The organism is Aminobacter sp. SR38 (assembly GCF_014843375.1).
In the GTDB taxonomy this organism is placed as follows: domain Bacteria; phylum Pseudomonadota; class Alphaproteobacteria; order Rhizobiales; family Rhizobiaceae; genus Aminobacter; species Aminobacter ciceronei.
Genome location: NZ_CP062112.1, coordinates 4,995,411 through 5,017,450 on the forward strand (window position 1 = coordinate 4,995,411; position 22,040 = coordinate 5,017,450).

Annotated in this window: 10 protein-coding genes; 9 read left to right on the forward strand and 1 reads right to left on the reverse strand. The window is 64.3% G+C overall.

Annotated elements, in window-relative coordinates; all coding sequences use genetic code 11:
* Positions 1-25: 25 nt before the first annotated feature.
* Positions 26-5,461 (reverse strand): alpha-2-macroglobulin family protein, encoded by a 5,436-nt coding sequence (locus IG197_RS24455; RefSeq protein ID WP_371746561.1) that lies wholly within the window; start codon positions 5,459-5,461, stop codon positions 26-28.
* 334 nt (positions 5,462-5,795) lie between these two features.
* On the opposite strand from IG197_RS24455, the gene IG197_RS24460 reads away from it, so the two are divergent.
* The 9 genes from IG197_RS24460 to IG197_RS24500 all read left to right on the forward strand — a co-directional run bounded on the left by IG197_RS24460 (position 5,796) and on the right by IG197_RS24500 (position 21,985).
* Complete coding sequence (locus tag IG197_RS24460) at positions 5,796-7,730, forward strand: autotransporter assembly complex family protein (RefSeq protein ID WP_192319951.1); 1,935 nt, start codon at positions 5,796-5,798, stop codon at positions 7,728-7,730.
* A gap of 11 nt (positions 7,731-7,741) precedes the next feature.
* Entirely contained in the window at positions 7,742-11,911 is a 4,170-nt protein-coding gene (locus IG197_RS24465; RefSeq protein WP_371746486.1) for a translocation/assembly module TamB domain-containing protein, read from the forward strand.
* A gap of 274 nt (positions 11,912-12,185) precedes the next feature.
* Positions 12,186-13,838 carry an ABC transporter substrate-binding protein gene (locus IG197_RS24470; protein ID WP_192315477.1) on the forward strand — a complete coding sequence of 551 codons (1,653 nt, stop codon included), beginning with the start codon at positions 12,186-12,188 and terminating at the stop codon, positions 13,836-13,838.
* Positions 13,839-13,939: 101 nt separating this feature from the next.
* Entirely contained in the window at positions 13,940-14,974 is a 1,035-nt protein-coding gene (locus IG197_RS24475) for an ABC transporter permease (protein ID WP_192315479.1), read from the forward strand.
* Between the two features lie 12 nt (positions 14,975-14,986).
* Positions 14,987-16,144: an ABC transporter permease gene (locus IG197_RS24480; protein WP_067960251.1), complete on the forward strand. Its 1,158-nt coding sequence runs from the start codon at positions 14,987-14,989 to the stop codon at positions 16,142-16,144.
* An 11-nt stretch (positions 16,145-16,155) separates the two neighbouring features.
* Entirely contained in the window at positions 16,156-18,291 is a 2,136-nt protein-coding gene (locus tag IG197_RS24485) for an ABC transporter ATP-binding protein (RefSeq protein WP_154386328.1), read from the forward strand.
* A 614-nt stretch (positions 18,292-18,905) separates the two neighbouring features.
* Positions 18,906-20,258: an NAD(P)-dependent oxidoreductase gene (locus IG197_RS24490; RefSeq protein WP_067960259.1), complete on the forward strand. Its 1,353-nt coding sequence runs from the start codon at positions 18,906-18,908 to the stop codon at positions 20,256-20,258.
* Positions 20,259-20,269: 11 nt separating this feature from the next.
* Positions 20,270-21,583, forward strand: coding sequence for an NAD-dependent dihydropyrimidine dehydrogenase subunit PreA (gene preA / locus IG197_RS24495; RefSeq protein WP_067960262.1), 1,314 nt, complete (start codon positions 20,270-20,272; stop codon positions 21,581-21,583).
* A 12-nt stretch (positions 21,584-21,595) separates the two neighbouring features.
* Complete coding sequence (locus tag IG197_RS24500; protein WP_192315481.1) at positions 21,596-21,985, forward strand: nuclear transport factor 2 family protein; 390 nt, start codon at positions 21,596-21,598, stop codon at positions 21,983-21,985.
* Positions 21,986-22,040: the final 55 nt, after the last annotated feature.

The window sequence follows — 22,040 nt, forward strand, 5'->3', positions numbered from 1 at the left end:
CGCTGCTGGGCTGAAAGCAGGCATGCTATTCCGCCTTCACCTCCATCATGCCGGTCGCCGTTCGTGCCGAATATTGCGGCCGGTACATGTCCTCGACATTGGCCGCCGGATGGGCATAGGTGCCGGGCGTCACGGCGCGCACGACATAGGCCAGCGTGAATTCCTGGTCCGAGCCTCCGCCGCTGTTCATGGCGGCGACGAAGCGATCGTTGCGGAATTCGAGATGGGCGGCTTCCGTCTGTTCCAGCCAGGAGAAGTTCGACAGGTTGGCGCTGTTGACCAGCCCCGGATTGTCGATCTCGAAGCCTGCCGGCAGCATGTCGGCCACCACCACGCGCGAGGGCCAGTCGTTGAGCTCGTTGATCTTGAGCACGACGACGAAGCGCTCGTTCTGCTTGACCTCGGTGACGTTGGCCTCGCTGCCGTCGAGCCGGTAGTAGGTGCGCTCGATGGTGAAGCCGTCGCCGCCGGCGGGCAGCGGCTGGGCTGGTGCGGCGACCGTCGTCACCACGGCCTGCAATGCGTCCTTGCCGGTGTTGGCGATGACGATCGGGTTGGTCAGAAGCTCGGCCCCGTCGACGCGCCCGGAATAGGCGCCGTTATGGGCCGTGCCGTTGACGTCGATCGAGATCGCCTCGTTGCCGGCTTTCAGCGCGCGTGCCGCAAGCAGCATCCAGGCATCATCCTGGGTGCTGGTCCAGCGTGCCGCGGCACGATCCGCCGCCACCATCTTGACCAGTGCCGGCACCACCGAAGGCAACGGCTTGCTTTCGGCGGCCAACGCCAGCATGGCGGCGCCGTCGCGCAGGCGTGAGCCATAGTCGGAGCGGTACCAGTCGTGTTCGGTGGTCGTCCTGGCGATCTGCAGCGCAGCGCCAAACAGGCTTTCCGAACGCTGGGCATCGCCGTAGAGCGCGAGGCTCGCGCCCAGCTGGGCCACTGCCATCGCGCTGGAGAAGGCCTCCAGCTTGGTGTCGGCGAAGTAGCGCAAATCGCCGACCGAGGCTTTCTTGTTTCGCGCCAGCACATAGAGCGCATAGGCGATCTCGGAGCCGCGGTCCTCGACGTCGACGTCATAGCCAATCGCGTTCTGCAGGTTGTTGAGCGCCTGCATCATCGCCTGCTGCGGCACGTCGAAATTCTTCTCGCGTGCCCGGGTGAGGAAGTCGGTGACATAGGCGTCGAGCCACAGATCGCCCGAGCCCGGACCCCACAGGCCGAAGCTGCCCGACGAGGACTGGTAGTTGAGCACGCGGTAGACCGCGCCCTGGATGCGCTCGCGCAGCTCGGGGTCTTCGGCCATGCCGTTTTCGGCGCTGAGCTCGCTGACATAGAGCAGGGGCAGCGCCCGGCTCGTCGTCTGCTCGGCGCAACCATAGGGGTAGCGGTCGAGCGTCATCAAAAGCGACGGTACGTCGAAGGCAGAGGCCAGAGACACACCGACGCTGACATGGGCATCGTCGAGCAGGCTCGCCGCCAGCAGTTCCTTGTCGACGCGCAGCGAGGTTGCCGGCTTGAGGTCGACGACCATGCGGGTGGTCATCGGCAACTGGCCCGGACGCACCGGCAGCGACAGCTCCTGCTCGACCTCGAGGCCGTCGCCATTGGCGAGCTTGACGGTCAGCCCGGCGGTGCCGGCGGTGACAGGCATCAGCGGGATCCTGATCGTCTGGCGCTTGCCTGGTTCGAGCGTCAGCTTCTCGGGCAGGGCGGCGTCGCCGGTCGAAAGATCACCAGTCGTTGCGACCGACAGGCTGTAATCGCCCGCCGGCGCGTCGGTGTTGGCGATGTCGAGCGTCATTTCGGCGAAGTCGCCCGGTGCCATGAAGCGTGGCATGCCCGCCGTCAGCACGATCGGATCGCGCACGATGACGTCGCCGGTGGCGTGGCCGACAGCAGTTCTAGTCCAGGCCACGCTCATCACGCGCACCGTGCCGTTGAACTGCGGAATGTCGAAATCGACCGTCGTCTTGCCGTCGGCGTCGAGCTCGACGATACCTGAGAAGAAGGCGACGAGCTTTTCCTTGGGGGGGGTGCCTTGCGAGGTCAGTGCCGCACCGTCGCCGCCGGTGCGCAGCTTGCCCATGGCACCTAGCGAGCCGTCGATCAGGCGGCCATAGAGGTCACGCAGTTCAAGCCCCAGCATGCGCTGGCCGAAGTACCAGCCTTCCGGGTCCGGCGCCTTGTAGTTGGTCAGGTTGAGGATGCCGACATCGACGGCCGCGACCGTGACATAGGCCTTTTCGCCTGCTGCGGCGCCGGTCACCGAAACCGGGATCGACAGCGTCTTGCGCGGTTCGGTCTTCCCGGGCAGCGCAAGTGTAACGTTGAGCTTCTTGTCGGCAGGATCAACCGCCAGCCACTTCAGGCCGATGGCGCGGGCCGGCATGCGCGATTCCTGCGCGTCGCCGGGCCGGTAGAGCGTTGCGGTCACATAGGCGCCTGCGCCCCAGTCCTCGCCGACAGGGATGTCGACGGTACCGCCTTCCGCCGGGATCGAGGCGGTCACGGTCTTGAGCAGCTTTTCGGCGCCGATGGTCACTAGGAGCTCGCCGGCAAAGCGTGGCGAAACCTGCAGCTTGGCGACTTCACCAGCCACATACTTTTCTTTGTCGAGCGCGACCTCGAGGCCGTCGGGCGTCTCGGTCGAGGTCGCCGAGACATACCAGCCGGCGTCGAACTCATAGCTTGTCGCCGGGCCGGCCGGATCGGCCGTCTCGACTTCGAGGCGGTAGCGGCCCCAGTCTACGGGCAGCGAAACGGTTGCTTCGGCGCCAGCGGTGAGATCGACCTGGCCTGATGCCACCGACTTGGTGAAGGTCACCGGCTCGTAATTCCACGAATTGCCGGAGCGGTACCACTGGTAGTTCCGCTCGACCTTGACCAGCGACCACTGCGCCCCCTTGAGCTCGGTGCGCTTGCCGCCGGGTTCGGCGGCGATCAGGCTGAACTTGGCGGTGCCACCCTGCGGCACTTCCTCGCCTGAGAAGTCGGGCCGGATGCCGATCATCGTTGCCTGCGGACGGATGCCGATGTCGAGCTTTTCCTCGACGGCGCGTCCGCCCGTCTCACGCATGCGCACGCTGAGTGCTGCATTGATCAGGCGCGTCGTCGACGGCAGTTGGTCGACGGAGATGGGGAAGGTCGCTTTGCCGTCATCGCCGACGACAGGCAGGTCGGCCAGCGGAATACGTGTAGCTTCGCCTTCCTGCTCGTCGGCGAGGCCGAAATAGTAGCCCTTGAAGCTGTCCCACTGGCGCTTGGTCGACAGTGTCAGCTCGCCTTCGAGTGCCAGGCCCGCAGCGGGTGCGCCATAGAGGAAGCGGCCGTCGACGGTGGCTTCGGCGGTTTCGCCAGCGGCGATCTCGTTACGGTCGGAAGTTAGAGTGAACTCGATGCGGTCGGGTACGAAATCCTCGACCAGGAACATCTGGCTCGACACCGCCGGCTGCTTCGGGTCGGTGTAGATGGCAAGCGTCCAGGTGCCGCGCATGGCGGCTGACGACAGCGGCAGGTCGACGCTGTGGCCGCCTGAATTGCCGCCCTGGCTGACGACGCGCCGGTCCTCGACGCCGTCGGGGCGGGTGAAGATGAAGGTCAGCGGCAGGTTGTCGACGCCATTGGCAGCATCATCGCGGGCAAGGGCTGCCGCATGGACGGTTTCGCCGACGCGGTAGATGCCGCGCTCGGTCCAGGCATAAATGTCGAGCGCAGCCGGTGCGGCGCGTCCGGTGACGCCACGGTCGGACAGGTCGAAGCCTGCGCGGGTCATGTCGAGGAAGACGAAATCGGCGTCGCCTTGCCTCGCCATCAGCACAGCCGGCGCCAGGCCGCCATTGCCGCGGGTCAGGCCCGGATTGAAGGTGGCGCGGCCCTCGGCGTCGGTCTTGCCGGTGCCGAGGATTTCGTTATTGCGGGCAAGCAGCGTCAGTTCCGCGTCGGCGATAGGCTTGGCCGAGGCGAGCGAGCGGGCGAAGACGTTGAGCCCGTCCTGGCCGGTATAGGTCGAAAGCCCGATGTCGGAGACAACGAACCACTGCGTCGCCTTGGTCGCCCAGGTGTCGCTCTTGTCGTCGACAGGCTGGGCGGTCAGCACATAGACGCCGGGTTTGCGGTTGGGCAGTGCCTCGTCGACTGGGAAGGAGGTCGTCACTTCCTTGTTGAGCTCGTTTGTGATCGCCAGCTGGCCTTCCCACACCGGCTCACCCATCTGGTCGGCGATCGAGGACAGGTCATAGCCGTCGAGCTGGCGCAGGAACTGATAGCCGGAAAGCAACTGCGCCAGCGAGCGGTCGCCGATGCGGTAGAGCTTCATGTCGGCAGCTTCCATGTTGACCGTCACGACGGGGATGCCCCGGCGGGCGGTTGACGGCAAAACGAAGCTGTCGCCGGTGAAGCGGGCAGACTGGCCGCGATCCTGGACATAGACAGAGAGCACGACGGGTGCTTCCAGCACCTCGCCGAGCGCTGCCGGCAGGCCGGAGCGGAAGGTCACGCGGTAGTGCTGGCCGTGCTGCAGACCCTCGACGCAGATCTGCTGGTCCTTGGCCTCGACGCTCTTCGGCGCCTGGTCGTCTATCGTGACGAAGGGGGCGTAGTCGACGCCCGTCTTGACCAGCGCCTCGGAAAACTGAGCGCAGACGCGCGGCGAGGTCGTGTCGGCGTCGATGGTGTGCTCGACGACGCGGAAGCCTTTTCGTGCCTTGAGGTCTTCATATTCGGCGCGGATGGAGGCCGAATTGTCGAGTGCGAGACTCGCTTCATAAGCCTGCAGCGAGGGTCGGAACATGTCGCGCTTGTCGAGGCCGCGCGCCAAAAGCGCCAGTGTCTCGGCGCGGTTGGTCGCCGAGCGCGACAAAAGATAGGCGTTGTAGGCGGTCGAGGTCGTGTCGCGCTGCAGCGACGCGGTCTCTTCGCCGTTGATCGGCGACACCATCGGCGTGGCGCGGGCGAGGCGCGTCCAGATCGCGGCGTCGTCGGGCAGGATGATCGCTGCAGCGCGGAACTTCTGCATCGCCGTGCGGCCGTCGCCGCCCAGGAGCGCCTGCTCGCCGGCATCGATCAGCGCGGCGAGGCCGAGCGCCGGATCGACAGTCGCATTGGTGGTCAGCGCACTGCGATACTGGCGCGCCTCGTCCACCATCGACGCCGGGAAGAACGTAAGTTCGGCCGGCGCGCCGATGTCAGGCTCGCCACTGACCGGCACGACCTTGCCGGCAACCGCGCCGGTGAACGACTTGATCGTGGCGAAGTCGGATTTCAGGAAGCACCATTTCGCCTTGGTGTTGTAGGTGAAAGCGCGGCAGGACTGGTCGCCCATGCACGAGGTCTGGCACTGGTCGAGGCTGACATTTTGCTCCGAGCGCAGGTCGAAACCGAAATAGTCGGAGTTGTCGGTCGTCACGACGCGCCGGGCTTCGACCGCCGCAGCCTCGAATGTGTTGGCCAGCCCGAATGCCATGGCCAAAACGAGAAGAACGAATACCGGAAAAGCCCGCAGCGCACGCATCGCCAATTCCCTCCACCACCCTGATCGTCGCTCTAGACGACATGTTAAGCTTGCCACAGTCCAGTCAATACTGCAGCTACGCAGGCACCGCCTGCTACGTTGATACTTGTCTTGGACGCCGTGCATGGTATTGCCCGCCCATGCGGTTCGCTCCGATGACAACACCCGAATCCCTGGCCCGGCTGTCGTTCATTTGCCCAATGAATTCTGACATATCGAATGTGGCTGCTTTACGAAATGCCAGAAACTTCATTCCAATTTTAGGATTGGAGGTTACGGTGCCTTGATGTTTGTGCGGCGTTTGCGTGGATTCGACAGACCAACGATCGCCCGTGCGCTTCCGCGCGCGGCGGTTGCAATGCTGTTGTCTTCAGGCATCCTGGCCGTGGAGACCCAGGGCGCCTCAGCCTTCGAAATCTTCGGAATCAAGCTGTGGGGCTCGTCGAAGGAAGACGACGCCGACGTTGTCGACCCGCTCGACTATGCCGTTACCTTCGAAGTCGACACCACTGACGATGACCTGAAGGAAGCGATCGAGAACGCCTCGCTGCTGAAGGGCGAGGAGGATCGGCCGGTCTCCGGCTCGCTCGGCCTGCTCGCCAAGGCGCGCAACGACCGCGAGCGCCTTGTCGCCGCACTGTTCTCCAAGGCGCACTATGATGGCGTCGTCACCATTTCCATTGCCGGCAAGAATCTCGACGACCTCGCTCCTGACGCCGTCTTCGACGGGCCACAGCCCGTCCCGGTCAGCATTACGGTCCAGCCCGGCTCGATGTTCACGCTCGGCGATATTGTGCTCAAGGGCGATGCCGCCAACATCAGGGGCGCCGATTTCGGCCTGATCGCGGGCGGCAATGCCGCCTCCGACGCCATCCTGAAGGCCGAGGCCGGCATCGTGCGCGCGCTGAAGGAAGAGGGCAGGCCGCTCGCCACGGTGACCAGCCGCACCATCGTCGCGGATCACGCTACCACCACGCTCGACGTCACCCTCGACGTTGCCGCAGGCCCGATCGCCGGTTACGGCGCAACGACGGTCGAAGGCACCGAGGCGGTCGATCGCGACTTCACGGTTTACATGACGGGGCTGGAACCCGGCCGGAAATACTCGCCCAAGGAAATCGAGGAGGCACGCAACCGCCTCCTGGCGCTCGAAGTGTTCAGCTCGGTGTCGATCAATGAGGCGCTGGCGCTCGATCCGACCGGCAACATCCCGATGGACGTCCGCGTCAGCGAGCGCAAGATGCGCTATTTCGGAGCCGGCGCCACTTACTCCAATACCGAGGGTGCCGGCATCGAGGGCTATTGGGGCCACCGCAACCTGTTCGGTCGTGCCGAAAAGCTGCGCATCAGCGGTTCGATCGGCCGCATCAGCGACACCACCGAACTCGGCAAGCTCAACTACAATGCCGGCATCATGTTCGAGAAGCCTGGCGTCATCGGGCCTGACTCGAAGTTTTTTGCCAACCTCAAAGCGTCCTATGAGCACCCCGATGCCTATGACATCTTCTCGGTCAAGGGCAATGCTGGCGTCTCCTACGAGCTGACCAGGCAGCAGACCGTCTCGGCCTCGCTCGCTGTCGACTATTCCGACATCGAGGACGCACTCAATCCGGATGGCAAGCGCTACCTGCTGGTCTCGACACCGCTGCAATATGCCTTCGACAATCGCGACGACAAGCTCAACCCGACACGCGGTTTCCGCGCGCTCGCCTATGTCGAGCCGACCTATGACGCGCTGAACGGCAATACCTTCGTCAAGCTGAAGGGCGAGGGCTCGGCCTATTACGGCCTTGGCGACCAGAACCGGTTCGTTCTCGCCGGCCGCGTCGCCATGGGTTCGATCCTCGGCGCTGGCCTCGACGACGTGCCGGCCGACCGGCGCTTCTATTCCGGCGGCGGCGGCTCGGTGCGCGGCTACGCCTACCAGGGCATCGGCCCGGAGATCAACGGCAAGCCGACGGGCGGCCTGTCCTATGCCGAGACCTCGGTCGAGATCCGCTACAACTACAACGACAAGATCGGCATCGTGCCGTTCATCGACGCCGGCACGGTTTCCGCCAGGCAGTTCCCCGATTTCGGAACCGTCAAGGTCGGCGCCGGCATCGGCGTCCGCTATCTCACGCCATTCGGCCCGCTGCGCGTCGACGTCGCCGTGCCGCTCAATCCGGGGCCGGGCGACCCCAGCTATGGCTTCTACGCCGGCGTCGGCCAGGCGTTCTGACCGCGATGGTTATGCTGAAGAAAATCCTGCGCATCCTCCGCATCGCGGTTCTTGTCGTGCTGGCCTTCGTCATTGGCGCCACCGCCGTCTTCACGCTGACCTCGAAGGGCCGCGAAAACCTCGCTGGGCTGATCTCCAGCGTCGCCTCGACGCCCGACCAGAAGATCAGGCTGAGCGGACTAAACGGCATCTGGTCGGGCAATCTCCGGCTCGACAACGTGGTCATCGAAGACGCCCAGGGCGCTTGGCTCGCTCTGCGCGGCGTCTCTGTGGACTGGTCGCCGCTGGCGCTTCTGTCGCGCACCTTCCGCGCCGGCAGGATCGCCGCCGACCGCATTGAGCTTGCCCGCCTGCCGCAGGGCGGCACGAAGAAGGAAAGCAGCGGTGGCGGCCTGTCGCTGCCTGTTTCCGTCGACATCAAGGCGATCGAGTTGCCCGAGATCGCACTCGGTGAAGCATTGGCCGGCACCGGCATCGCCGAACTCGCCGCCAAGGGCATGCTGCGCGCCGACCGTTCGCCGCTGGGCATCGAGACCAAGCTCAACGTTTCGCGCAGCGACGGCAAGGAAGGCGTCGTTGACGCCGACATCGCCTTTGCGCCTGCCGACAACCGCCTTGCGCTCAACATCCGCGCCGCCGAGCCCGCTGGCGGCATCATCGCCAACATTCTCAAGCTGCCCAACCAGCCGGCCGTCGAACTCGTCGTTGCGGGTGAGGGGCCTGCTGCCAACTGGAGCGGTAACGGCACCTTCGCCGTCGACGGCAAGGTGATCACCCGGATTTCCGGTACCCACCAGCTGACCGACAACGGCAATGCCATTTCGGCAAAGGGCGACGGCGCCTTCGAGGATTTCCTGCCCGCCGCCCTCAAGCCGCTGCTCGCGGGCAACACCACCTTCGACATTGCCGGTACCAGGACGACGACAGGCGGCCTCGACATCGAACGCGCCACCGTCGCCAGCAGCGCGCTGACCGCCACCGCCGCCGGCTCGCTCGATCCGGAAGGCGCCGCCGACCTTGCGCTCGACGTCAAGGCCAATGAAGGCCCGATCGTGCTCAGCCTCGGCAGCGATGCCCAGCCGGTTACCGTCGCCATCAATGCCGCCAGCCTGCGCGCCTTCGGCGACGGCAAGGAGCCGGCGGTCGATTTCAGCGCCTCGCTGCTGTCGGTCATCGCCGGCAACACCGAATTGCGCGACATCGCAGCCTCCGCCCATTCCGATGGCTTCGACATCGCCAACCGCAGCGGCCCGCTGTCGATCAAGCTCGGCGTCGCCGAACTCAAGACCGATGTCGCCACGCTTGCACCGTTGGTCGCCGGCCGTGTCGCGGTCGACATGGCGGGCTCCATCGGCAAGGATCAGGTCGCCGTCGACGAAGGCACGATCCGCAGCGACACGCTCAACGGCGCGCTGAACGCCAAGCTCAACCTGGCTGACCTGTCGCTCGAACTCGGCGTCAGGGCCGACGTCGCTTCCAGCGCGCTGCCGGCAGGCGTCCGTATTGCGCTCGCCGAGCGCACGCAGTTTTCGGCCACCGCGAGCCGCGATGCCGAAGGCAGCTTCGCCGCCAACGCCATCGAATTCACCTCGGGCGCGCTCACCGCCAGCGGCACGGCCCGCATGAAAGGCACCGATGTCGATGCCGACCTCAAGGGTTCCTTCGCCGACATCTCGCTTCTGTCCAAGGATGCCAAGGGTTCGGTCGATTTCGCCCTGACCGCCAAGGGCGCGCGCACTGCGCCCGACATTTCGCTGACCGTCACCAGCGACCGCATCGAAGCGGCGGCACGCGAAATCACCGGGCTCAGCCTGAAGGCAACAGGCAAGGTCGACCCGGCCAACCCGGCCGCCAATGTGGCACTTTCGGGCAACGTCGCCGGTCAACCACTCCAGGGCAGTGCCGTGCTCGCCACATCAGACGGCAAGCGCGAGATCAAGGGCCTGTCGCTGTCGCTGGGCGAGAACAAGCTGTCGGGCGACCTGGTCCTTGACCAGGATTTCGCGCCGCTCGGCACGGTCACCATCAACATGCCCGATATCGGCGCACTTGCAGCACTTGCGCTCGAAAAGGCCGAAGGCGATCTGCGCGGCAAGATCGACTTCACGCGTTCAGGCGATGTCCCGCAGGCGCGCCTTGAACTGGGCACCGCTTCGCTCAAGCGTGGCGATCTCGCCGCCAATGGCGTTTCCATCAACGCCGACATCCTCAACTACCTCAAGGCGCCGGCTATCTCTGGTACGATCAAGGCCAAGTCGGTGACCTCGGGCAAGACGGTCATTTCCGGCATCGATGTCGATCTCAAGCGTGATGGCGAATGGACCGGTTTCTCCGGTGGCGCCACCGTTGCCGACATTCCGGCCAAGGCCGCCGGTCGCGTCAAGCTCGCTGGCGGCACCACCACGATCGAGCTCGCCTCGGGCGAAGCCGTCATGCGCGGCATCAAGGCCGCCATCGCGCGGCCGACGACGGTTTCGATATCGGGCGGTACGACGACCCTCGACAAGCTTGCGCTCAATCTCGGCGGCGGCACGGCGACTGTCTCCGGCACGGCGGGCTCGGCGCTCAACCTCAACGCCACGCTGGCCAATGTGCCGGCTTCGCTTGCCAATTCCTTCGCGCCTGGTCTTGGTGCCGCCGGTTCGATCTCGGGTACGGTCAAGGTCTCGGGCGCTGCCGCCAATCCGACAGTCGGCTACGACCTCAAGGTCGCGGGTGCCGCGACCGCACAGACCACGGGGGCCGGCTTCGGTGCCATGAACATCGGCTCGACCGGCACCTTCGCCGGTGGCAAACTCACCTTCCAGTCGACGATCAGCGAAGGGTCGGGCCTCGCGATCAAGGGGGGCGGCAGTGTCGTCACCACTGCCAAGCCGGTGGCGCTCGACCTCAATTTCCAGGGGCCCGTGCCATTCCAGTTCCTTGGCCGCACGCTGGCCGCCCAGGGCATGGCGCTGAACGGTTCCGCCGACGTCAACGTCCAGGTGCGCGGCCCCGCCACGTCACCTGTCATTGGCGGCAGCATCCGCGCTTCCGGCGCGCGGCTTCTGATTGCCCAGTCGGGCATCGCCATCAACGACATCAATCTAGACATCGGCATTGCCGCCGGCGTTGCCCGTATCAACCGCCTGACCGGCGCGCTGTCGACGGGCGGCCAGCTCACCGCGAGCGGTACTGTCGGTACCAATGCGGCGCAGGGGTTCCCGGCCGACATCTCCATCAAGCTGACCGACGGTCGCTACACCGACGGCCGCGTCGTCACCGCCAATCTTGGCGGCGACATCGCGATCAAAGGACCGCTGGTTTCGGCGCCGGTGCTGTCGGGCACGATCAATCTGGCACGCACCGTCATCAGCATTCCGGAAAAGTTCCCCGGCGCGCTGACCGCCGTCGACGTCAAGCACAAGAACGCACCCAAAGCGGTCGTCGCCCAGCAGGACGCGATGCGCCCGCCGGCGAAGGCCAGCGGCGGCAGCGGCGCGCTGATGCTCGACGTCACCGTCAACGCGCCCAACCAGATCTTTGTCCAGGGCCGTGGTCTTGACGCCGAGCTTGGCGGTTCGCTGCGCCTGTCGGGCTCGTCGGCATCGCCGCAGGCGGTGGGTGAGTTCACGCTGCGCCGTGGCCGCCTGTCCATTCTGGGCAAGCGACTCAACTTCACACAGGGTTCGGTCGGCTTCTCGGGCTCGCTCGTGCCGACGATCAACTTCGCCGCCGAGACGACAGCCGGCGACGCCACCGTCACCATCGGCATCTCGGGCGAGGCCAACAATCCGAAATTCGCCTTCTCCTCGGTGCCGGCTTTGCCGGAGGACGAAGTGCTGGCGCGGCTGATCTTCGGCCGTTCGATGTCCAACCTGTCGCCGCTGCAGATCGCCCAGCTTGCCGACGCCGCTGCCCAAATGGCCGGCATCGGTGGTTCGACGTCGCTGCTGTCGAGCCTGCGTGCGACGCTCGGCGTCGACGACCTCGACATCAAGACCAACGAGCAAGGTGATACTTCGGTTGCCGTCGGCAAGTATCTGAACGACCGTACCTATCTGTCGATCGAGGCCGGCGACCAGCCTGGCTCGGGCAAGGCGACGATCGACCTGAATGTCGGCCGCGGCGTCAAGCTGCGCGGCCAGGCGACGGACTCCGGCGAGGCCAAGGGCGGCATCTTCTACGAGAAGGAATACTGAGCGGGCTGCCGCTCGGGTAACCCCTGCACTGACATATCAGGCGATGTGTCGTGGCACTGCCGGCGATTGTCGGAACCCGGGCATATTAGCTTGGGGCGAAGATTCCGACGAATCCGCAACGCATTACCATTTTTGCGCCAACTCTGTCGCTATCACGCGAACTGCTCTCCGTTCAAAATTGCAGACTTACCTATGGGAACGATGACGTCCGACCGTTTTGACAACGGCAATCGGATGCGAAATGGTAACGTTACAGCTGCAATGGGAGACGGAAATGACATTCTACAAGAGCAACTCTGATCTTGTTCCCGGCCACATCCGTGAGCTGGCAAGTGCTGTCGTCGACGGCAAGATGGACCGTCGCGAGTTCCTCGCGATGGCAACGACCTTCGGCGCATCCGCAGCCATGGCCTATGGCATGATCGGTCTTGCCATGCCTGTCGAAGCCCAGGCGCAGGAAGCCAAGAAAGGCGGCGTCCTGAAGGTCGCACAGTGGATCAAGGACCCCAAGGATCCGCGCAAGGCGGACTGGTCCGAGATCGCCAATGCCGAGCGCCAGGCGATCGAGCCACTGGTCAAGTACACCGACAAATATACCTTCGAGCCTTATCTGCTGGCCAGCTGGGAAGTGAATGACGACGCCACCGAATATGTCCTGCATGTCCGTCCGGGCGTGACCTGGTCGAACGGCGATGCGTTCAACGCCGACGACGTGATTTTCAACTTCACGCGTTGGGCCGACAAGAGCGCAGAAGGCAATTCGATGCCAGGCCGCCTCGGCACGCTGGTCGACGAGAAGACCGGCAAGCTGCGCGAGGGCTCGGTTGAGAAGGTCGACGACATGACGGTCAAGCTCAAGCTGACCACCTCCGACATCTCGATCATCCCGAATCTCTGCGATTATCCCGGCCTCGTCGTCCACAAGACCTTCGATGAGAAGGGCGGCGACTTCAAAGCCTGCCCGATCGGCACCGGCCCGTTCGAGCTCGTCTCCTATGACGTCGGCTCGAAGGTGGTCTACAAGCGCCGCGAGGACAACAAGTGGTGGAACGGCGAGGTCTATCTCGACGGCGTCGAGCTGATCGACTACGGCACCGACCCGGCCGCCATGGTCAGCGCCTTCGAGGCCAACGAAGTCCACACCAACTTCGAAACCTCGGCCGACTACGTGTCGATCCTTGACGGCCTCGGCCTGGTCAAGTCGGAAGTCGTGACCGCGGCGACCATCGTCGCCCGCACCAACGTCGCCAACAAGCCCTATGACGACCAGAAGGTGCGCCAAGCGCTGCACAAGGCCGTCGACAACGCGGTCGTGCTGCAGCTCGGCTATGGCAATGCGGGTGCCGTCGCCGAAAACCACCACGTCGCGCCGATCCATCCGGAATATTTCGAGCTGCCCAAGCAGGCCCGCGATCCGGCGGCGGCCAAGGCGATGATGGCGGAAGCCGGCCAGGCCGACTTCGAGCATGAGCTGATCACCGTCGACGAGGACTGGCACAAGAACACCGGCGACGCCATCGCCGCCCAACTGCGCGAGGCCGGCATCAAGGTCAAGCGCACCGTTCTGCCCGGCTCGACCTTCTGGAACGACTGGACGAAGTACCCGTTCTCGATGACCAACTGGAACATGCGCCCGCTCGGCGTGCAGGTCCTGGCGCTGGCCTACCGCACCGGTGAAGCCTGGAACGAAAGCGCCTGGTCGAACCCTGAGTGGGACAAGAAGCTGAACGCCGCACTTGCCGTCGCCGACGTCGCCAAGCGCAAGGAAATGATGAAGGACATCGAACAGACCCTGCAGGATTCCGGCATCATCATCCAGCCGTTCTGGCGCAAGCTCTACAATCACTCGGTCGCCGCGGTGAAGGGCGGCGGCATGCACCCGACCTTCGAGCACGACTACGGCAAGGTGTGGCTCGACGAGGCCTGAGCCTGGGCCGCAATTCAGGGAGGGGTGTCCTGCACCTCTCCCGCCTTTCGCAACCGGGTTGATCGCCACGGACCCCAAACCCACAAAGGCAGGGGACGCCAATGCTATCTTTCATCATGCGCCGCCTCGGCACCATGGCACTGACCATGCTGTGCCTGACCCTCGTGGTGTTCTTTCTCATCAATCTCGAGCCCAACCTGAAGAAGCTGGCGATCAGCCAGACCGAAATGCGCACGACGGCCGAACAGCTCGAAAGCTGGCTGCAGCGCAACGGCTACCGTCAGAACTTCTTCGTCCGCTACGGCCAGTGGCTCGGCGTCGTCCAGAAGCAGCCCAATATCGACCCGGCCAACGGCCAGGCGGTGCCGCGTTTCCGCTTCTGCAACGAGGCGGCGGAGCCTACCTATTCCGGCATCCTGCAAGGCGATTTCGGCTGCTCGACCAAATTCAAGACACTCGTCGCGACCAAGCTGTTCCCCGCACTCGGCGCCACCGGCATTCTGATGTTCTGGGTGCTCGTCACCATGGTGCCAATATCGCTGTTGATCGGCATCCTCGCCGGCATGCGCGAGGGCTCGCGCACCGACAGGACGCTGTCGGTCGCCTCGATCGCCACGACCGCGACGCCTGAATATGTCTCGGGCGTCATCTTCACCGTCATCTTCGCCTCGTGGCTGGGCTGGCTCAACGGCTCGGCGGCCTCCGCCAGCCAGGGTATCACCTTCTACAACTTCACCTTGCCCGTCATGACGCTCGCCATCTACGGCATCGGCTACATCGCCCGCATGACGCGCGCCTCGATGGTCGAGGTGATGACCCAGCAATATATCCGCACCGCCCGGCTCAAGGGCCTGTCCTTCGGCAATGTCGTGGTCAAGCACGCGCTGCGCAACGCGCTGATTGCGCCGTTCACCGTGATCATGCTGCAGTTCCCGTGGCTGCTCACCGGCGTCGTCATCGTCGAGGTGATGTTCCGCTACCAGGGGTTCGGCTACACGCTGGTCGAAGCCGCCGGCAACAACGACATCGACCTGTTGCTCGGCTGCTCGCTGGTCTCGGTCTTCATCGTGCTGATCACCCAGCTGATCTCGGATGTCGGCTACGCCTACCTCAATCCACGCATCCGCGTTCAGTAGGGAGACAGCCGCATGCAGCTCGAATATATCGGCGCCTTCCAGGTTGTCCTCGGTGTGCTCGCCCGCTTCTGGCCGGTGTGGTTGGCGATGGCCATCGTGCTGGTCGCTAGCTTCAACTTCCGCAAGCATCTCGGCCTCTACGGTCAGCTCTTCGATTCGGGCGTCGGTATCGCCGGCGTCGGCATCTGCTTCTTCTGGCTGTTCACGGCGATCTTCGCCGCCAAGGTTGCGCCCTTCGATCCGCTCAGCCAGATCCCTGTCATGAAGGACGCGCTGCCCGGTGCCATCGAACCCGCGTCGAAGCAGGTCTATCTGTTCGGCGGCGACAAGCTCGCCCGCGACGTGTTCTCGCGCATGGTCTTTGGCAGCCAGATCGTGCTGATCATCGCACCTGCCGCCACCGCCTTCGCGCTGATGGTCGGCATCACGCTCGGCCTGCCGGCCGGTTATTATGGTGGACGGATCGACTCGTTCCTTTCCTTCCTCGCCAACCTCGTGCTCGCCTTCCCGGTGATCCTTCTGTTCTACCTGCTGGTCACCCCCGGCATCATGGACACGCCGATCCCCTATGCCATGGCCGGTGTGTTCTTCCTGTTCCCGATCATCTTCTTTTCGGTGCTGTTCTACACCCGCTTCAAGAGCCGGCCCGAACGTATCTACCTGCTGCTCGGGCTCACCCTGCTGCTCGGCGGCTGGGTCTATGTCGGACTGGTCTTCAACGCAGACCCGCTCGGCATCATCTCGATCGATCCCAACCAGCTCAACATCTTCGTCGCCGTCGTCTTCGCTTCCAGCCCGGGCGTGTTTCGCATCGTCCGCGGCCTGACCATGGACATCAAGACGCGCGACTACGTCGCCGCCGCACAGACCCGCGGCGAGACGCCCTGGTACATCATGCTGTGGGAGATCCTGCCCAATGCGCGTGGGCCGCTGATCGTCGATGCCTGCCTGCGCATCGGCTACACCACCATCCTGCTCGGCACGCTCGGCTATTTCGGCCTCGGCTTGGCACCCGAAAGCCCGGACTGGGGTACCGCGATCAAGGACGCCAGCCGCCTGCTGCGCTCCTTCATCCACCCGGCATTGCCGCCGACAATCGCGCTGATGTCCTTCGTGCTCGGCCTCAACCTTCTTGCCGATGCGCTGCGCGAACAATCGATGAAGGACTGAAGGAGAGCGTCATGAACGAGACCGTCAGAAACGCCACCGCCCAGGAACCGATCATCGAGATCGAAAACCTGTCGATCTCGTTCTTCACCCGTCGCGGCGAGATCCCCGCCGTTATGGACTTCTCCTGTACCGTCATGCCGGGCGAGGCGATGGGCATCGTCGGTGAAAGCGGCTGCGGCAAGTCGACAGTGTCGCTCGGCATCATGCGCGACCTCTCCAACATTGGAAAGATCGTCGGCGGCCGCATCAAGTTCCAAGGCAAGGACATGGGCGACATGTCCGAGGACGAGCTGCGCTCCATCCGTGGCAACAAGATCGCCATGATCTACCAGGAGCCGATGGCCAGCCTGAACCCGGCGATGAAGGTCGGCCAGCAGCTGATGGAAGTGCCGATGATCCACGACAAGGTGTCGAAGGAGGAGGCCTACAAACGCGCACTCGAAATGGTCCGCTCCGTCAAGCTGCCCGACCCCGAGCGCATGATGCGCTCTTTCCCGCACCAGCTCTCCGGCGGCCAGCAGCAGCGCATCGTCATTGCCATGGCGCTGCTGTCCAATCCGGCGTTGCTTTTGCTCGATGAGCCGACGACAGCGCTCGACGTCACCGTTGAGGCCGGCATCGTCCAACTGGTCAAGGGGTTGGGCAAGCAGTTCGGCACCTCGATGATCTTCGTGTCGCACAATCTCGGCCTGATCCTCGAGACCTGCGACCGCATCACGGTGATGTATTCGGGCGAGGCGGTGGAAACCGGCTCGATCAAGGACGTCTTCGACCGGATGCGCCACCCCTATACGCAAGGGCTGTTCCGCTCGATTCCGCTGCCCGGCGCCGACAAGAACTCGCGCCCGCTGGTTGCCATTCCCGGCCAGCTGCCCTTGCCGCACCAGCGTCCCAAGGGCTGCAATTTCGGCCCGCGCTGCCACCATTTCGTCGAAGGCGTCTGCAATGCCGCCGAGATCCCGATGATCCCTGTGGCCGGCCATGACGGCCATTTCAGCCGCTGTGTGCGCTTCAACGAGATTGACTGGGCTGCGATGCCGCCGGGCGCCGAAAAGAAGCACGAGCCGGTCAAGCCGGGCGCGCCGGTGCTCAAGATCGATGACCTCAAAAAATATTACCGCGTCGGCGGCAACGAGGTCTTCGGCGGAGCCGAGGGCAGGGTTGTCAAGGCCAACGAGACCATCAGTTTCGAGGCGCGCGAATCCGAAACCGTCGCCATCGTCGGCGAAAGCGGCTGCGGAAAGTCGACGCTCGCCAAGGTGCTGCTCGGCCTTGAGACCGCGAGTTCCGGCAAGGTGCTGCTCGGCAACAAGGAGATCCAGTCTACCGGCATCGAGGACCGCGACGTCGCCACCGTCGCGTCGATCCAGATGGTGTTCCAGAACCCGTTCGACACGCTTAACCCCAGCCATTCGGTGGGCTCGCAGATCGTGCGCACGCTGGAGAAGTTCAAGGTCGGCAAGACCGCCGGCGACCGCAAGCAGCGCATGCTGGAGCTGCTCGACCTCGTCAAACTTCCACGCGCTTTCGCCGAACGCATGCCGCGCCAGCTGTCGGGAGGGCAGAAGCAGCGTATCGGCGTCGCCCGCGCCTTCGCGGGCCAAGCCAGGGTCGTCGTCGCCGACGAGCCGGTCTCGGCGCTCGACGTCTCGGTCCAGGCGGCGGTCACCGAGCTTCTGATGGACATCCAGCGCAAGTCGAAGACAACGATGCTGTTCATCAGCCACGATCTCAGCGTCGTGCGCTATATCGCCGACCGCGTCGTGGTCATGTATCTCGGCCACATCGTCGAGCAGGGCACCACCGACCAGATATTTTCCCCGCCCTATCACCCCTATACCGAGGCACTGCTTTCGGCGATCCCGATCGCCGACACGTCGGTGGTGAAGAAGCACATCGTGCTCGAAGGCGACATCCCCTCGGCGATGAACCCGCCGTCCGGCTGCCCGTTCCAGACCCGCTGCCGCTACAAGAGCCAGGTGCCGGGCAATCTCTGCGAAACCCAGGTGCCGCCGGTGCGCGAGTTCGGCGACGGCCACCAGATCAAGTGCCACCTCCCGCCCAGCGCCTTCGATGCCATGGAACCGGTCATCAGCCTCGGCAAGGGCGCGACTTCAGGCGCGCACGACATTACGCCGGAGGCGTGAGGGGCGGGCGGTTGGAGGAACTTGACGGGCAGGTGACACCGTCGGTTTGACCAGGTGAGAGCGTGGCGAGGTTCTCCTCGCTCGCTCTTTGAACACCAATCGCCAAGCGGAACTCCCGCAGAACGCCTAGCCGCGATCCTTCACACCCCCCTCTGCCCTGCCGGGCATCTCCCCCACAAGGGCGGAGATCAGGGCGTCATCTGCCCTGCAACCAATCACCAACATAGCCGACAGCACGGGCAGTCCTTGCAACTTCTCAGGACGAGCGCCGCCGGCGACGTGACTAATCTCCCTCCTTGTGGGGGAGATAGCAGGCAGGCCAGAGGGTGGTGTGACGGATCGCAGCGCCAAAGGTTGGCTTCTTGGGGCACGCTCGACGCTCACCTGTCAGCAACTCTGATGCGCGCAACCTGCCTTCTCCCGCATCGGATGAAAGTCTCATCAACGCCCCACCTATCCCTACGGAAGCGAACGCCCCAGAATCGTCAAATCCTGACTAGAATAATCATCTTATTTTTGTGTAAAATCAGATACTTACGCAGAAAATTGACCAATTGATAAAAAAACAGAACGTGCTACGCTTCCTCAAAATGAGAATAAACTGGGGAACTGGAATGGCAGAAGGTCACTTCAAGGAAGGCATCGTCGGCGGCCGCCTTGCGCCTGCACAATACGCGGACAATTTCTCCGACCTGCACCCGCCGCTCGACCATCACGAGGCGCTGGTGGAGTCCGACCGGTGCTATTTCTGCTACGATGCGCCCTGCATGCAGGCTTGCCCGACATCGATCGATATCCCGATGTTCATCCGCCAGATTTCGACCGGCAATCCGATCGGATCGGCCAAGACGATCTTCGACCAGAACATCCTCGGCGGCATGTGCGCGCGCGTCTGCCCGACCGAAACGTTGTGCGAGGAGGTCTGCGTCCGCGAGGTCGCTGAAGGCAAGCCGGTGCAGATCGGCCGCCTGCAGCGTTATGCCACCGATGTGGCCATGGCGCAGGGCAAGCAGTTTTACAGCCGCGCCGAGCCGAGCGGCAAGACGGTCGCCATCGTCGGCGCCGGCCCGGCGGGCCTTGCCGCCGCACACCGCTTGGCGCGCCACGGCCACGACGTGACCATCCTCGAGGCGCGGCCGAAGTCGGGTGGTCTCAACGAATACGGCATTGCCGCCTACAAGAGCACCGACGATTTCGCCCAGGCAGAAGTCGACTACGTCACCGCGATCGGCGGCATCAAGACCGAGAACGGCAAGGCGCTCGGCCGCGACTACCATCTCGCCGATCTCACCGCTTCTTATGATGCGGTATTCCTCGGCCTCGGCCTTGCCGGCGTCAACGCGCTGCGCGCCGAAGGCGAGGACGCCTCGGGTGTCTCCAACGCCGTCGACTTCATTTCGACGCTGCGCCAGTCGAGCGATCTCGCGGGCCTGCCGGTCGGGCGCCGCGTAGTCGTCATCGGCGGCGGCATGACAGCGGTCGACGCTGCCGTGCAGTCCAAGCTGCTCGGAGCCGAAGAGGTGACGATCTGCTACCGCCGCGGCCAGGAGCATATGAATGCCTCGGAATTCGAGCAGGATCTGGCGGCAGCCAATGGCGTTGTCATCCGTCACTGGCTGCAGCCGAAGAAGGTCATCTCCGAAGGCGGCAAAGTCGTCGCCATCGAACTCGAATACACTGCGATGAAGGGCGACAAGCTCTCCGGCACCGGCGAGACCGTGCGCCTTGCTGCCGACCAGGTGTTCAAGGCGATCGGCCAGAGTTTCGAGCCTTCGGCGCTCAACGGCAGTGGTCCATCGGTTGCCATGGACGGCGGCCGCATCAAGGTCGACGGCGAAGGCCGCACGTCGCTCGCCAAGGTCTGGGCCGGCGGCGACTGTATTGCGGGAGGCGACGACCTGACCGTCTCGGCTGTGGCGCAAGGGCGCGACGCGGCTGAATCCATCCACCGCGCCCTGGTCGGCTGAGGGAGGACAAGATGGCAGACATCCGCAACAATTTCGTCGGCATCAAGTCGCCCAATCCGTTCTGGCTGGCGTCCGCCCCGCCGACCGACAAGGCCTACAATGTCGTCCGCGCCTTCAAGGCGGGCTGGGGCGGAGTGGTCTGGAAGACCTTGGGCGAAGAAGGCCCGCCCGTCGTCAACGTCAACGGTCCGCGCTATGGCGCGATCTGGGGCGCCGACCGGCGCCTGCTCGGCCTCAACAACATCGAGCTGATCACCGATCGCGACCTGCAGACCAATCTGCGCGAGATCAAGCAGACCAAGATGGAGTGGCCTGACCGGGCGATCGTCGTGTCGCTGATGGTGCCCTGCGTCGAGGAAGCCTGGAAAGCGATCCTGCCTGTCGTCGAGGAGACCGGCGCCGACGGCATCGAGCTTAATTTCGGCTGTCCGCACGGCATGTCGGAGCGTGGCATGGGTGCCGCCGTCGGCCAGGTGCCCGAATACATCGAAATGGTCGTGCGCTGGTGTAAGGCGAACACCCGCATGCCGGTCATCACCAAGCTGACCCCCAACATCACCGATGTGCGCAAGCCGGCACGGGCGGCACTCGCGGGCGGCACCGACGCCGTGTCGCTGATCAACACCATCAATTCGATCACCGGCGTCGACCTGGACAACTTCGCGCCGATGCCGACCATCGACGGCAAGGGCTCGCATGGCGGCTATTGCGGTCCTGCGGTCAAGCCTATCGCCATGAACATGGTGGCCGAGATCGCGCGCGACCCGGAGACCGCGGGCCTGCCGATCTCCGGCATCGGCGGCATCACCACCTGGCGAGATGCTGCCGAATTCATGGCGCTGGGCGCCGGCAACGTGCAGGTCTGCACCGCCGCCATGACCTATGGCTTCAAGATCGTGCAGGAGATGATCGCCGGCCTCGAAAACTGGATGGACGAGAAGGGCCACAAGTCGCTCGACGACATCGTCGGCCGCGCCACGCCCAATGTCACCGACTGGCAGTATCTCAATCTCAATTACGTCGCCAAGGCGCATATCGACCAGGACGCCTGCATCAAGTGCGGCCGCTGCCACATCGCCTGCGAGGACACCTCGCACCAGGCAATTACCAGCATGCTCGACGGCGCGCGCCATTTCGAGGTGATTGAGGAAGAGTGCGTTGGCTGCAATCTCTGCGTCAATGTCTGCCCGGTCGACGGCTGCATCACCATGGAACCGCTGGCCGTGGGCGCCATGGACAAGCGCACCGGAAAGCCGGTGTCGCCGCACTATGCCAACTGGACGACGCACCCCAACAATCCGATGGCCAAGGTGGCGGCGGAGTAGGGGCGGCAAACCATGGACGACAGGAGCGAGATCGTTGAACTCGCTCTTGCCTGGGCGGAGGCGATCGTTGCCAACGATGCTGCCGCCATCGGCCCCTTCATGGCCGACGACTGGGTGATCATCGGCCCCGACGGCGCGACCGCCAGGGCGGATTTTCTTGGCCTTGTCGCCTCGGGCGATCTCACCCACGACATGATGCGTACGGTCGGCGATGCCAGGGTCGCGTTTTACGGTGCGACTGCGGTCTACACCGCCCGGGTGATCAACAACGGTCATATTCGCGGACAGCGTTTTGCTGCCGACGAATGGACAAGCGATGTCTTCGTTCGCGACGGAACCGGCTGGAAATGCGTGCTCAGCCACGTGACGCCGGCAGCGCAAGGCCAGGCCGACATCGACTGACACTCGCTCCGGCCAACTCGGCCGAGTGCCCTGCTGCGCTTGTGTCGATATCGTC

Coding starts and splice junctions, on each gene's coding strand:
- IG197_RS24490 (WP_067960259.1), top strand. CDS start 18,906: ATGGCAGAAGGTCACTTCAAGGAAGGCATCGTCGGCGGCCGCCTTGCG.
- IG197_RS24480 (WP_067960251.1), top strand. CDS start 14,987: ATGCAGCTCGAATATATCGGCGCCTTCCAGGTTGTCCTCGGTGTGCTC.
- IG197_RS24460 (WP_192319951.1), top strand. CDS start 5,796: ATGTTTGTGCGGCGTTTGCGTGGATTCGACAGACCAACGATCGCCCGT.
- IG197_RS24475 (WP_192315479.1), top strand. CDS start 13,940: ATGCTATCTTTCATCATGCGCCGCCTCGGCACCATGGCACTGACCATG.
- IG197_RS24470 (WP_192315477.1), top strand. CDS start 12,186: ATGACATTCTACAAGAGCAACTCTGATCTTGTTCCCGGCCACATCCGT.
- preA (WP_067960262.1), top strand. CDS start 20,270: ATGGCAGACATCCGCAACAATTTCGTCGGCATCAAGTCGCCCAATCCG.
- IG197_RS24500 (WP_192315481.1), top strand. CDS start 21,596: ATGGACGACAGGAGCGAGATCGTTGAACTCGCTCTTGCCTGGGCGGAG.
- IG197_RS24455 (WP_371746561.1), bottom strand. CDS start 5,461: ATGGCATTCGGGCTGGCCAACACATTCGAGGCTGCGGCGGTCGAAGCC.
- IG197_RS24485 (WP_154386328.1), top strand. CDS start 16,156: ATGAACGAGACCGTCAGAAACGCCACCGCCCAGGAACCGATCATCGAG.
- IG197_RS24465 (WP_371746486.1), top strand. CDS start 7,742: ATGCTGAAGAAAATCCTGCGCATCCTCCGCATCGCGGTTCTTGTCGTG.